4 protein-coding genes are annotated in these 14,789 nt (G+C 67.7%); all 4 read right to left on the bottom strand.

Annotated features, from left to right (window positions below; all coding sequences use genetic code 11):
• Positions 1-87 precede the first annotated feature (87 nt).
• The gene (locus ACV4UZ_RS20485; protein ID WP_491602635.1) at positions 88-2,469 is read right to left on the bottom strand and encodes a transglycosylase domain-containing protein; all 2,382 of its coding nucleotides are present in this window, start codon (positions 2,467-2,469) and stop codon (positions 88-90) included.
• Positions 2,466-8,252 (bottom strand): alpha-2-macroglobulin family protein, encoded by a 5,787-nt coding sequence (locus tag ACV4UZ_RS20490; protein WP_491602636.1) that lies wholly within the window; start codon positions 8,250-8,252, stop codon positions 2,466-2,468. The genes ACV4UZ_RS20485 and ACV4UZ_RS20490 overlap by 4 nt, the downstream gene beginning before the upstream one ends.
• Complete coding sequence (locus ACV4UZ_RS20495; protein ID WP_491602637.1) at positions 8,249-13,510, bottom strand: hypothetical protein; 5,262 nt, start codon at positions 13,508-13,510, stop codon at positions 8,249-8,251. Before ACV4UZ_RS20495 ends, ACV4UZ_RS20490 begins: the two co-directional genes overlap by 4 nt.
• Before the next feature lie 167 nt (positions 13,511-13,677).
• Complete coding sequence (locus tag ACV4UZ_RS20500) at positions 13,678-14,787, bottom strand: response regulator (RefSeq protein ID WP_491602638.1); 1,110 nt, start codon at positions 14,785-14,787, stop codon at positions 13,678-13,680.
• Positions 14,788-14,789 lie beyond the last annotated feature (2 nt).

Here is a 14,789-nt window from a genome sequence, read left to right on the forward strand (position 1 = left end):
GGGCTCGGAGCCTCGCCGAAGCGCTCCCCCCCTCGCCCATTGCATGTCGTCGGACCGCACCTATTCAGGCCTTGCCTGCTCAAGTCCCTATTCCACCGAAATAGTCACTGGGGCCGAGGTCTGGGTGCCATCACGGGTTGCTACCTGAAAAACATGGGTGCCGGCGCTGAGCGGCCAGTGAACCGGATCATGAGCCCCCGCCTCCCGCCAAGGCTTGCCGTCCACTAGCCACACCACCGTGGTGACGCCGCGTCCGACCGTGGCGCGGAGATTGAGCATATCGGCCTCGGGTGGCGTTTCGGGATTACGCGCCATGCGCAAGCCGTCGCGTGGCGCGATGACCCGCAGGCTTGCACCGGCATGAGACGCCCCAGCAATTCCCGGCCGCGCGACCGTCGGTGTATGGATCCGGGGCCGGTCCAGGGGGCTGATCTCCGTTGGCGGGGAAGGCAGCGCATTGGCGTTGCCCCAGGCGGCGTGCTCGGGCGGGAAGGCGGCAAAGGTGCGTTCCGCCACGTACTCCCCGGGCGTCCATGGCGCCGCCAGCAGGCCGTTGCGTAAGTCCACCTTCAGGAGCTGGAAGACGTCATCCTCCTCGGGGGGATGGCCGTCGGCGAACCACTCCACCAGAGTCTGGGCACACCGCCCCGCCGAGCGCAGCCCGGTCCGGGCACACAACTCCACCGGACGGTAATTGGCTGGGGGCGGGAAAGCCCGCGCGGCCATGGTCTCGGGCCGCCCCTCCCTCATGCCGAGGAGAATATCCTGGGCCAGTCGCGCCGAGGACTGGGCGCCAGTCATGGCCTGCATCGTGGTGCCTCGCGCCCGCCCGGTCCATACGCCCACCATGGTTTCGGCGGTCCAGGCCACGGCCCAGGCATCGCGGTAGCCCTGGGATGTCCCCGTCTTGATGGCGATGGGAATTCCGGCCTCGCTGGCACCCAACCGGGGAAAGGTCGGTAGCCGTGCCGCCGGATCGGACAGGAACTGGGTAATCTGCCGCGCCGTCGCCGCCGCCAGCACCTGGCCCGGCGGAGAAATCTCCTGGCCGCGCCACCACGACAGATCCATCAGCCTTCCGTCATCGGCGATGGCGCCATAGGCTCGGACCAGACGTTCCAGGGTGGTGGGCATGGCACCGACCGCCAGCACCAGCCCGAACCGCGACGCAGCCTGGGCATTGTCGTGCAGCCCCAATGAGGAGAGAAACAGATAGGTCTCGTCCAGCCCCACCTGACGTAGCACCGATACCGCCGGCACGTTGCGCGAATTGGCCAGGGCCTGGCGGGGCAGCATGGGACCGAGATAATCGTGGTCGGAATTATCGATGCCCCACTGGGTCTCGGGCAGATCGGCCAAAATGGTGTTGGCGGCGATCCGCTTCCGATCAAGCGCCAGGGCGTAGAGGAACGGCTTCAACGTGCTGCCCGGCGAGCGGCTGACGGCGGTGAAATCGATGGCGCCGCCCTGAGGGGAAAAATACGCATCCGAGCCCAGCCAGGCGAGAACCTCGCGGCTGGCGCGATCGACCACCACCACCGCCACCTGCTCGGCCCCCCTGGCCCGCCAGTCGGGCATGACACGCTCGGCGGCCTCACGCACCCGGCGCTGGGTGGCCAGATCCAGGGTGGTGAACACCAGGGGCGGCACCGGGGCTTGGGCGGTGGCCAGGGCGCGCTGCAACCGCAGCACGGGATGAATCATCTCGGCCGGGCGACGGCCACGGCGGGGAATGACCAGATGCTCGATCTGGCTCTCGGCCAAGGCGAATTCCTCCGCCTCCATCAAGCCGGCCCGGTGCAGATGGGCCAGAATCCGGTGGCCGCGCCGCACCGCCCGTGACTTGCCCTCGGGAGTGAAGGGATTCATCCGCCCGGGGGCCTGGGGGATGGCCGACAGGAAGGCGATCTCGGCCCAGGACAGGTCGTCCACCGGCTTGTCCAGATACCAGCGGGCGGCATGGGCGATGCCGTGACTGCCGTTGCCGAAGGGCACCAGCCGCAAATATTGCCGCAAGACCTCGTCATGTCCGTGACGAGCCACCATGACCACGGCGGTGGCCGCCTCCAGCACCTTGCGCGGCAGGGTGCGCGGTCCCGGCGCCTGCATGCGCGCCACCTGCATGGCGATGGTCGACGCCCCCGATCGGCCCACCCCCCTCAGACGCTCGGCCGCGGCCCGGACCAGGGCGATGGGGTCCACCCCCGGGTGCGTAGCGAAACGATGGTCCTCGATGGCGATGATGGCCGCCGCCACCCTCTCTGGAATGCGCTCCACCGGCCAATAGCCATACCCGGTCCCGTCGCGGCCACCCGACTGAGCCAGAAAAGCGCCGTGACGATCCAGCAGGATACGGGTCATGGCCGGCGATTTGAGGTCGGCCCGCGGCCACAGAACCGCCAGGGCCAGGGCCAGGGCCAGAACCAGCCCGGTCGCGTGTCCCAGGACGAGGCGGCGGCCCCTGGTCATGGCCGGGCGATCACCACCAGCGCTCCGTTGCCATTGCCGTTGACCGTGTCGTCGTACATGGCGCGCGCCGCCGCCGCCGGCTGGATGAAGCGGCCGGGCACGGCAGCACGGCTGCGCAGGCGGAAGTGGTAGGTTCCCTTGGGCAACTCGTCATAGAAATAGCTGATCTTGTCGTCCAGGAAAGCCATGTAGGACGGCGGCCGGGTCACCGCCTCCGACGGCTTGGCCTCTGGCGGGGCGGTCGCCAGCGTGGGATTGAGAGGCTCCATGCCGGCGGCCAGGGGAAGCGCCACGGCGATATGGACCCGATCGGCGGAATTGACCACGGTGACGTGATCCTCGATCAACTCTCCCACCTCCAGGGAGAGGATGGTGGAGGGGCTGTCGAGGGAGATCCGTCGGGCCAGCCCGCCGTCGGGCGACACTTTCCACACTTCACGATCCACGGCGAAACCATGGGCGACGGCGGCCTGGGCGCTGCCGTCGGCCTCGGGGAGATAGCTGGTCCGCACCCAGACCGCCAGGGGGTCCGGGGATGGTGCCGCCAGGCTGATGGCCGCCTCGCCCGCCGGCAGGCTCTGGCGCACCGCCGGAACCGTATCGGACAGGGTCAGCTGCCGCCGTTCAGCTCCGATGGCGATAGTGGCTATCCGGTCGCCTCCTCTTTTTCCCTCCGCCTTGATCCAGTCGGCCAGGGCCAGCAGGGCTTCGGCATTGGCATTGGTGCTGCCCCAGCCGTCGCCCTTGCCCAGGGACAGCAGGGCATCGGCCAGCATGCGGTTGCGCGGCTCGGCGGGTTGCGCGGCGATGGACGCCCGCAATATCTGAGCCAGGGTCCGGGTTTCCGACGGCAAAATCAGCGGACTCAGGCCTCCCGCCTCCTGCAAGCCGCCATACATATCCCGGCCCTTGTCCAGCTTGATCACCACATTGGACCACAGGCGCTTTTGCATCTCGCCCAGGGTCGTGGCCGGAGTGGCGGGCGACTTGGCCAGGGCCCACGCCACCTGGGCCAGGGCCTCGGCGCGCAGATCGGGAGCCTTGCGGGCCAGTTCGGCGGCATAGGTGCTATCCCCCTGCCCCGCTCCGGTCAGGGCCGCCAGAGCCCAGGAGCGCTCCGACCAGGACTGTCCATCGACGAAATCGCGATAATCGGAGCGTAGCGACTGCTTCAGCGCCACCGTCAACTTGTCGAGCAAGGGTTGATCCACCGACAATCCCGCCGCCTTGGCCTCGGTCATGAACTGTACCGCCCAGGCGGTGACCGCCACATAACCGCGCCCGCCCGGCCAATAGGACACCAGGCCGTTCTCGGCCACGGATTGGGCAACCCATTCCTGGGTCGCTCGTACGGTGGCGGTGATCCGCTCCTCCGAGCCATCGGGCCCCAGCAGCGCGCCGCCGAACTGGCGTGACCCGATGCTGGCGCGGGCCAGACTGAGCCGCTGTTCGGTGCAGCCGAAGGGATAGAGGCGCAGATAGTCCAGACCACCGGCCAGCGCCACCATTTCCTTACCGGCCACCACCACGTCGCGTTCCAGCGTTCCCGGCCTCGCCGCCTCGGTCAGCGCCGGCACCACCACCGCCGCCTCGCCGCCAAGTACGGCGATGGTGCGTTCCGCCACTCTTTCACGGTCGGGCAAGACCGGCAGGCTGACCTGGAAAGCATCCTTGGCGCCATCGGAGGCGCGGTCCACGCCCATGGTCACGTCCACGCTGCCGCCGGCTCCCACCGGAACCGTCACCGGAAAGTCCAGGCGCTGGGATACATTGGGCTGCCACTCGAAGCCGCGTTCGTCCGAGCCGGACAGGTCAAGCCCCGCCAGCTTGACCTTGGCCCGCCCGGGGCCGCCGCCCCCGTCCACCACCCGGCCGATTGCCGATAACTGGAAGCTGTCGCCGGGCCGCACGAAGCGCGGCAGCGCCGGCTGCACCAGAACCGGCAGGCGGACCTGCATGTCGCCGGTGCCGAAGCCGAACCGGGAGGTGCCGCTCACCGCCTTGGCCCGCAGCTTGAAGTTGGTGAGCGAATCGGGCAGGCGCACGGTGACGGTCACGGTGCCACTGGGTCCCACCTTGAGGGACGGCTCGTAATAGGGAACCGGCGTGAAGTTCTTGCGCACGGTGGCGCGCAGCAGGGGCGAGCCGTCGTCACCCTCGTCGCCGCCCGGCTCTTCCTGCAAGGGCAGCAGGCCGAACACCGAATTGCGGGTATCGCGCAATCTGGTCTTGCTGTCGCGCGGGACGATGAACTGGGGCAGCGGGTCGAGCCTGGCCTCCTTGGCCAGGGCCAGCACCGCCTGATCGACCATCCACAAGGTGACCTCGCCGGCCAGGGGCTGGCCCAAATCGTCGGCCAGCTTCACCGTCAAATCCACGTCCTGGCCGGGCTGGGCCTTGCGGGGCGCGGAAATCTCCACCTTGACGAGATTCTTGACGGGCGTGACCGTGACCCATTGGGTGGCCGCCACCGTTGCCGGCTTGCGCAAATCGGCATGGTGTCCGACCTGATCGTCGTCGCCCTTCAGGCGCCCGCGCATCAGCACGAAATGCACCGGCAGCCGCGGCATGTATTCCGGCTTGATGGGCAGCAACAGGGTGCCGTAGCCATTCTTGACCGTCACCCATTCATAGCGATTGTGGCCGTCGGGCTCCTCGATCACCGCCAGGGCCTGGCCGTTCTGGAAGGGGCTTTGCAGCACCAGCTTGGCGGTTTCGCCCGGCGCATAGGCGGTCTTGTCGGACGATGCCGAGAACACCTCGGCCGGTGGACGCGACCAGGTGGCCGGGCGCTCGCCGCCGGCGAACATGTCCACCTTGACCGTCTGCAGGCGCCCCAGCTTGTCCTGGGATTCCACCTCGACCACATAGACCCCGGCCCCATTGATGGGAAAGGGAACCTTGAACGGCTCGGCGACGCTGTTCACGGTGGTTTCCGCCACCTTGTCCTCGACCACCTCGGTTACGTATTTGGCCGATCCCTGCGTGAAGTCGGTGGCCTGGAGAATGGAATTCCACTGCCGCTTCAGCAGCCGAACCGTGACCTTCTGGCCGGTGATGGGCTTGCCCTGGCCGTCCTCGACCACCACCAGGGGCTCGAGCCGATCGGTCTTCTCGATGAAGCGCGGCAGCTTCAATCCCAGAACGAAGGGCGGCAGGGCCAGCACCTCCTGGGTATTGGTGACGCTCTGGTCGTCGTCGCCCACCACGGTGGCCTCGATGATGTACTTCCTGGGCTGGGCGGTGGCCTCGATGGTGGGATCAAGGGTCAGACGGGCGGCGCCCTGGGGGTCGGTCTTGCCGTCGCGCTCGAGGACGGGGCTGGAGCGGAAGGGCTGATTGCCGGAAAAGCGCTGGTCGGCCGAGAACAGGAAACCCGGCCGCGCCTTGGGCGTCCAGGCGAAGGGCACCTGGGTCACCCGCCAGCGCAGCGGCCTTTCGGCCACCACGCCACCGGCATAATACTCGCTGGTCAGGCCGACGGGGAACGGCGCGTCGAGGCCGACGGACAGGGGCGCGTGCAATTGCACCTCGAAGCGCGGCAGCCGATAGGCCTCCTTCTTGAACTTGGCCACATGGCAGGTACTGCCACCCGACTCGGCGACCGCATCATCGTCCTCGGACTCATCATGGGATACCGAGGCCCCCTTATAGTCCACGCGGACCTTGTAGATGCCGGTGGCGGCCGTCTTGGCATCGAATTTGTGGTAGAAACTGCCGAATTCGTTGATATCCAGCGGATAGCGCCATTCGGCCCCGTCCGGGGCGCGCACGACCAGAGTGCCGGGCTTGGCCGACAGGTCCAATTTGCCGTCCTGGCTCTTGCGCACATACCCCTTGATGTGGACCGCCTCGTCGGGGCGATAGATCGGCCGTTCGGTGAAAATATGGCACAAATCCCTGGGCGGGTCCTTGCGATCCGCCAGCGCCTGCGTCGTCCAGCCCAGCCAGTTTTCGTAATACGAGGATTCGCGCCACCCCCCCTCGGCATAGAAGCGAGGCGGACGAGCGGGGTCGAGGACCAGGGTATCGCCATCCTTGGCGACGATGATGCGGCGGATGGAATCGTTGACGGTGCCGGGCGCCTCCCAGGATACGCTGCCGTCCGGACCGGTGGTCAGCCTGGCCGGCAGGTGGTCATTGCCCTGCATTCCCCGGCCCTCCAGGCGGATGGAGGCTCCCTCCACCGGCTGACCCGTGGCCAGCGAGGTCACGGCAAAGCGGACCCGATCGACCTCGTCCACGGCGGTCAGGCTGAGATCGGTGACCTGCAGGCGCATCCACACCCGGCTGCTCTTGCTTTCCAGACGGCGGATACCGACCAGATAGTGACCCGGCTTGCCGGCCCCGGCGATGCGCTCCAGATGGGGGCGCAGATTGAGGCCGAAGCTGGTGGTCGCCTTGCCCTTGCCGCCCGGAATCTGCACCAGTTCCGAGATGGAGGGCGAGCCGAAGGCGCGGATATGCTCGGCGATGGTCTGCTCGGATACGGAATAGCTGGCGGTCCAGGGTTTGGGCTCCTCACCCGGGGCCGGTGGGCGCTGGGTCTCATCGACCAGCAGGTTCTCACGCGGGAAGGGCCACAGCGAACGGTCCAGCGGGTCGATGGGATGGATGCGCAGATCCAGCCGCTCGACGCCGCGCGTCTTCACCGGCACCATCTGCGGCCCGAATCGTTCCGCGATTCCCTCGCCCGCCATGAACTTGATGAATCCGGGCTTGGCGGGAAACGACAGGTACAGCTGGTTGGCGGCCGCCAGATGCAACGGCCGTCCCTTGGCGTCGGACAGGGCCGACGGTTCCAGCCGAACCTGGTACAGCGTATCGGCCTCGAAGCGTCCCCGGACCACCAGCGCGTTATTCACGGCCTCGAAGCGCAGATCATCCACCTGGGGCGAGAGGCGCACCAGATTACGGCCTTCGATCGGGCCAACGGGTTTGAGATTGCCCGAGAAGGTCAGATGCACCGAGCGTTCGTCGGCGGGACATTGCAAGGCGCGCTCCTTGGCATAGGACACGCCTTCGGGCAGCGAGGGATAGCCGGTGTCGCGGCAGCCGAAGCGGGTGACATGGAACGGTTCGGCGGTCGAAAAGGCGATGCGTTGCTCCTCGCGGCCCGCCATCTGATCCGGGGCCAGCCGGATATGGACCACCACCTTGGAGCCCAGGCCGATGGGATGGCGCAGATTGAGCACATAGACGGCAGGATCGGCAGGGCGCAGCCGCTCCACCACCTTGACGTCGAAATCGGCGGCATCAAGGGTTCGGGCAAGCTCGCCGCCGACCCCCGGCAGGGGCAGTATCTCCATGGTCACCAGCCGAGCCAGGATTTCAGGCGCGATTGGCTCGCGGAACGACAAGGTAATGGCCTCGATGGGATCGAGCCCCACCGCCCCCTCTTTTGGGATGCTCTCCGTCGCCCCCGACATCAGGGTGACCAGTTCGGTCTTGCGTCCCTGCACCGTCCAGGCAAAACGCCCCATGGGCGGCCAAGCCACCGTCGGGCGGAATTGCAAGGTGCGGGCATCCATCCAGGTGAAGGCGCCGGGATGGGGTGGGACCAGGGAGACAATACGCTGTGGATTGTCTTCCGCCCCGCCTTTGGCCGGGCCGGTATCGGCATCGAAGAACAGCGTGACCGGGTCCCAACTGCGCAGGAAATGCTCGGGCACGACCTGGGCGCCACTGGGTCGGCGAAGCTGATCGGCGGCTAAACCCGGCTCTGCCAGGATGGCGACCAGAAGGGTCAGGGCGGCGAGGACGCGGCGATGAATGAGGGTCATGGCTTGGAGCTCTCTTCCTCGGTGCCCATCAGGGACCAATAGGTCCGCTTCACATCCTCGGGCGGGCCGCTATCGGGCCTCGCCAATCCCACCACCGCCGGCTGAACCTCCACCGGCATGGCATCGCCACGATTCTCCACCAGCAGGAAGTAGCGGCCGGCGGGCAAGTCCTTCATGACCACATTGCCTTCGGCCAGAACGCCGCCCTGGCCGTCCAGCACACGCGCCTTCGCCGAATCCGACGAGCCCTTGATGCCGATCCCCACCGGTCCGGCCCGGGCCAGGTCGAAGGAAAACAGGCGGGCATCGCCCGGCGCCAGTTGCAGCCTTGGCCCCAATCCCTCGCCAAGGGACAGGGGCTCGCTGCGGGCCAGCCGCATCGATCCGGCCAAGGCAGCGCCGTGCAGCGGGCGAAAGGCCAGAACCGAGGCCCCCTCGGGCATGAAGACGTGCAGTCCGGTTCCCTGGGACGGCGCCACCACTTGGGGCGCGGCGCCGGGACGGCGCAGCCCGGTCATCACCGGCTCGGTACCGCGCAGATGCAACAGGGCGGGAGCGGTGTTGTCGAAGCGCCAGGACATCTCGTCTCCGGCCAAGGCGATGGTTCCCGGCACGCCTGGCGCCGCCACGGCCCCGGTGGCCCGAGGCCACGCCTCGGCGTCCGAACCATCCAGCCACAGGACCAGCAATCCGGGCCGGTGGCGCACTTCCACCACGGCATCATCCTCGACGGCGATCCGCGTGCCGGACCGCACCATCCCGTCCTTCTGGATCAGCCGGACGGTCTCGGCCTGCCCCGACACCTGCAGCACCACCCCCTTGCCACGCAGGGCGGGGGGAAGCTCCAATTCCAGTCGCAGCGTCCCGGCATTGGGCAGCCACCGCTTGACCAGCCCGCCCGGCTTCAGGCGATCTTCGCCATTCCCGGCCTGGGATATCTGCAATCCGTAAAACCCGACCTCGCCGCCGGCATTGAGCAACATCAGGCGATCGGCCGAACTGTCCACCGTCACGGCCTGCCCATGCTCTGCCGACCACAATATCCGCACCACCTGCCCGTTCTCGATCAGCCCGGCCGCGACCTGGGGCGGCAGGGTCAGGTCCAGACGCTTGCGCCCGACCGGCAATGAGATGTCACGCCCAGCACCCCCGGTCAGCCGCCCGTCGGCCAGCCCCCAGTCGAGCCGGTCCTTGGAAAGGTTGGTGAAGGAGACGTGCCGCAGCGTCAGCGGCAACGCCGTGGCCTCGGCGTCCGCCCGCCACAGACGGACCGTGCTCTCCTTGATGGCGGCAGGATCAGCCAGAACCGCCACCATCGCCCCATCGGCGAAACCGCCGGTCCGGGCATCATGGGCCGCGCCCACCTTTCCCACCGCCACACCGGGCGGCCCCACACGCGATTGGGCCAGAATGAGCAGCGGCACCTCCGCCTTGCCATCCAGCGGCCAGGCGGCGTTATCACCCTCTTCCAGGGTCAGGGTCAGCGGCGCGGCTCCATCGGGAACGATTCTCCGCGCCGTCACCGGGCGGCTGGCGCCGCCCTCATCGAGCAGCCACAGGCGCTGCCCCCCCGCCATCACCACATCACCGCCGGCGCGCAAGGTGTTGCGGTCGGGGGCCGAGGCCCATCTCAGCTCGGGAAACCGCTGATCAAACCGGAACAGGCCCGGCCGGTCCAACCGGATTTCCGCCGCCGTGACCGGTGGGTCCATGTCGCCCACCCGAGCCAGGACAAGACCACCGGCCAGAGATCGCTCGGATCCCGTCGCGGGAGACACCGACCGCATGGCGACAGTGATCGGGGCGGAGGTATGATCGAGCGACCAAACCCTCAGCCGATACGAGGCCTTCGCCTCGCCGTCATGGGGCAGAGCCAGCAGGGCGCGGCGCCCCGAGCTGCTGCCCACGCTCAGCCAGCGACCGTCCTGGTCCCGACGCTCCAGCATCAGGCCGGCACTGTCGCGCGAACGGGCCTGAGCCAGCATCAGGCCGTCACCAGCCCCCATCTCCAACGGCAGGAGGTGAACCACGTTGCCCACCACATCCCGCTGGCCGGAGGCGGTCAGTGGAGGGTCCTCCACTTCGGCCCGGGCTTCCAGCTTGACCGTGGTTTCGGCCGAGGAGGATGCCACCGGCTCCACCGACAGGACGTAGAAGCCGGGCGCCAGACGGGCGGCGATATTGAAGTTCCAGTCATCGGGACGGTCGTCGGAACGGCCGACCTCGCGGCCGCCGGCATCGCGCAGCACGGCCCGCACGTCCTGGTCGCCGAACGAGGACAGCTCAACCATCTGCTCGCGGCCGATACTGATGGGGATCACGGCGGGAGCACGAACCGCCACCTGCCGTCCCTCGGTCAGGTGCCTTATCTCGGACGAGACAGTGTAATCGACGCGGTTGTTGGGACGGATGGTGCGGATTCTCAGGCGGTAATCCCCTGCCGCCAGCGGCCCGGCGAACGGCCGGCGGTGATTGAAGGCGGCCACCGCCCCGCCGCCTTCGCGCTCCAGATCCGCTTCCATGAAATCGCTGAGAACCAGCCGCAGGTCGGAGTCGGCCGGCAGTGTGAAGGTCCAAAGATCACCCAGCCGGTCTTCACCCTGGGCCGGCTCCTCCCAGCGGTTGGCCGCCGATCCGCCCAGCGGCAGGACATGGGGGCCATGACCGGCCAGGACCGGCGGCTCGGTCACCGGCTGAAACAGGCTGACCACCCGCGACGGCAATGCTTGGGGCAGGACCACCACGCGATAGCGCCCGGGGGCCAGAACCCGCTCCAAATCGCCGGTCTGGTCCGGTGTGGTCAGCGGCCAGCCCTCGGAATCCTCCAGCCGGATACCGGGGCTGGCGCCCAGCGTCATGACCCGCAGCCGATAGCGGCCGGGTTCGGTAACCTCCACCTCGTATTGCAGTGCCTCCCCGGATTCGAGGCTGGCCCTGGCGGGCACACCCAACGTCAGATCGCCGCCTAGGCGCAACGGGCTGGTGACCAGCGAGACCCCAAGATGGCCGGCGGTGGCTCCCTGGGGCGCAACGGTCAGCTGGTAGCGGCCCTCGCGCAGATAGCGTTGCAGCAAGAAATTGCGGCCGATGCCATTGCCGGCGGCCGTGGCCAGCGAGGGCTGCACCTGGGTACGGAGATTGCCCTGCGTCCCCAGCAGGCCCGAGCTCTCGACCCGATAGAGGGCCGGCCGATCCACCTGGACGGTGAAGGTGGCCGATTGACGCGCCGCAAGATCGAGAAACCGCGGCTTGCCCGCCTCGAGCACGGGGAAGGACGGCACCTTGGCCAGCAATTGGGTGGTGGCTGGCGGCAAGTCCGGTGGCGCGGCCTCCGTCTGCGGTACAGAGAGGCGCAGCGAGGCCCGCACCGGCACCGGCGTCGGATTGGAGAAAGTCACGGACTGTGTCCCCGCACCGACCTCAAGCCGATCGGCGGGGACTCCGCCGCCTGACGACAGCATCAATCGCCGTCCATCCTCGCCGCGCGCTTCGAGGAGACCCGCCTTCTGAACCGACAGGGGCAGGGTCAGAATCTGGCCCGCCCCCAGGGTCAGGGGAAGTTCCTCGGCGCCATCCAGGGGCAGTTTGCGGACCAGCGCTCCATTGCCAGGATGCACCGACTGGCTGAGCGTCAGCCGATAGGTCCTGGCGCCATCCATGCGCACCGGCGCGAAGCTGGCGCCGGTCACCGGTGCCGCCACCTCCGGCGCCTCGACGGCCTTGTCGCCCTTCACGCTCAGATCCAGAATGCCGCGCTGCTCGGGCCTTGGCGTGATGGTGACCACATGAAGGCCGCGCTCCAGGCTCCAGGCCCCGCCGCCGATGGTCGAGCCCCGGACCGCCATGTCCGGTGAACGGACAAAGGGGGTGACGGCGATTTCCGCCTCGATCCCGCCGCCGGCCACGGTATAGCGCCCTGGCTCGGTCACATCCAGGAACAGCGTGACGGTGTCGAGCAGGTTGAAACGCCGCTTCCAGGTGCTGTCCGGGCTCAGGCGCAGCGCGGAACTGGCCACCACCCGCTCGCGGCCGTCAGGGTGGAGTTCGGTCAGGATGGCGCCTAAATCGGCATCGTCCTCGCCGCTTCCCGGACGCAAGGCCGTCACCAGATAGTCGCCCGATCCATTGAAGGTGTAGCTCCGGCTGCTGGGATGGTGCTGCAGCACATAGGACTCGCCGGGAGCGCGCTCCACCGTCACCAGATGCTGGGCGGCGGTGTCCGTGACCCTGAGTTCCGCCACGGACCCGCGCATGGTCTTGTCCAGGGAGACACGGTCACCGGGCTGGGTCTGCCCATCGCCATAGCGAACCACCTCGAGTGCCGCCCGGCCCGATTCCGGCAGTTCCAGACGGAAGTAATTGGCTTGCCTGGGCACCAGCCAGCGGTCGAAGCCGAACGGGCCGGCGACCAGCTGCCGACGCGAGGCCTCGGGCAGGGATGGAATGCCCCAGCGCAGATGCAAAGGCTCGTCGGCGGCCCCATCGCTCCAGACGGTTCCTGGACCACCATAGGTGACCACGAGATAGAGTCCCGGATTGAGGTCCGCCACCAATCGGCGCAGCGCCAGGGGTCGCCCCGGCACCGGTTCAACCGTCTCGGCCACCGGCTCCGCGGCCACCAGCCAGGTGCCGTCCTTCCACAGACGCAGGTCGGCCAGATGGCGCCCGGCGGCCTCCAGGAACACCGAACGCCGCGCGGGAACGTCCAGCCAGTAGGAACGCTGCTGAAGATCGCCCAACCGGGTCGAGACGGTTTGCAGTTCCACCAGCCGGGGGAGGGTGGCGCCGTTCTCCTCCTCGTACGGCTTGACCTGCAATTCGGCCGGGGCCTCGACCTTTTGCGGCGAGGTCAAGATCGCCTTGTGGTCGCCCGGGCCCAGAAACAGATCTACACGGCCATCGCGCTTACCGGCGACGCCGTCCGCGGCGCCGGGACCGGCCATGCGGTCTACAAGTTGCACCGCTGTGCCATGGGGACTGACGGCGGACACGGCATAGCGGCCGAAGCGCTCCACCGTGAAGACACGCTCGGAAGCCATCAGGCCCGGTGAAGGCGGCTGCGCCGCCACCACCTCGCCGTCTCGCATACTGACGGGCGGAAGCAGCCCGGCCTCGGGCGCCGCCACCGGCTGAGACTCCGCCACCAATGGCTGTGACGGGGTCGGCAGGTTGACATAGGCGGTGGCGACAGCGGCGGCACAAACAAAGGCCAGCAACGCAACAGCTGATGGCATGCCGCAAATTACCTTTTTGCCCATGCCATTCCCCAATTCGCCGGTCTGGCGAATGCTACACCGCTCCCTGATGAATGCCAATCACCCGATGGAGCGCCCCCCATCTCGACGCAGGGGACGATTTGCTGTTGATCTCCTTCGACGGACTGCAGAAAACGGGCGTTTACTCGGAGGAATGGCGTCGTATCCCGTCAGGAGGGATCGGCGTATTGCCTGGCGATGGCGAGGAACTCCTCGTTGATCCCCACGAAGGCGTCCACAACGTCGGGGTCGAAGTGGCGGCCCTTGCCCTTGATGATCTCCCCCACCGCCACCTGGTGGGATTGGGCGTTCTTGTAGACCCGGCGGTTGATCAGGGCGTCATAGACGTCGGCCACCGCCATCAGGCGCGCCGAAACGGGGATGTCGTCACCCGACAGTCCCTCGGGGTATCCGTCGCCGTCCCACCGCTCGTGGTGCGACAGGGTGATCTCCTTGGCGATGGTCAGGAATTCCAGGCTGGTGCCCAGCCACCGCTCCGCATGCTCGATGGCGTTGCGGCCCAGGGCGGCGTGGGTCTTCATGATCTCGAATTCCTCGGCCGTCAGGCTGCCCGGCTTCAACAGGATGCGGTCGGGGATGCCGACCTTGCCGATGTCGTGCAGCGGCGCCGATTTGAACAGCAGGGTGATGGTCGTCTCGTCCAGGTACCAGGAAAAACGCGGGTGCTCCTGCAGGCTGGTGGCCAGGGCGCTCATGTAGAACTGCGTCCGGCGGATATGGTTGCCGGTCATCAGGTCGCGCGTCTCGGCCAGGGACGCCATGGCCAGGATGGTGACGTCCTTGATCGCCGTCACCTCCTTGGTCCGCTTGGCCACCTCGCGCTTCAGGAAACCGTTCTTGTCGCGCAGGAAGTCGGCGGTGTTCTTCAGCCGCAGATGGGCCTTGACCCGGGCGAGCACGATGGACGGGCTGAACGGCTTGGCGATGTAGTCCACGGCACCGAGGTCGAAACCCCGCTTCTCCTCGGCCATCCGGCTCTTGCCGGTCAGGAAGATCACCGGAATGTCCGAAGTCCGGGGATTGGCCTTGAGCTGGCGGCAGACCTCGTAGCCGTCGATATCGGGCATCATGACGTCGAGCAGGATGAGGTCGGGCGGATCGTTGCCGGCCACGATGGACAGGCCCTTCTCGCCACTGGCGGCCACCTTGACGCGGTAATGCTCCTTGAGCAGTTCGCTCAGCAGCGACACTTCCTCGGGCCTGTCGTCGATGACCAGCACCGTCGGCCGTTCGATCAGGGGGAGCGAGGCGAGAGACATCG

The sequence above is a fragment of the Paramagnetospirillum sp. genome (assembly GCF_058402745.1).

What these genes read in the sequence shown, in the direction of transcription:
- ACV4UZ_RS20485 (WP_491602635.1), bottom strand. Translation starts at nt 2,469, where the DNA reads ATGACCAGGGGCCGCCGCCTCGTCCTGGGACACGCGACCGGGCTGGTT.
- ACV4UZ_RS20490 (WP_491602636.1), bottom strand. Translation starts at nt 8,252, where the DNA reads ATGACCCTCATTCATCGCCGCGTCCTCGCCGCCCTGACCCTTCTGGTC.
- ACV4UZ_RS20495 (WP_491602637.1), bottom strand. Translation starts at nt 13,510, where the DNA reads ATGGGCAAAAAGGTAATTTGCGGCATGCCATCAGCTGTTGCGTTGCTG.
- ACV4UZ_RS20500 (WP_491602638.1), bottom strand. Translation starts at nt 14,787, where the DNA reads ATGTCTCTCGCCTCGCTCCCCCTGATCGAACGGCCGACGGTGCTGGTC.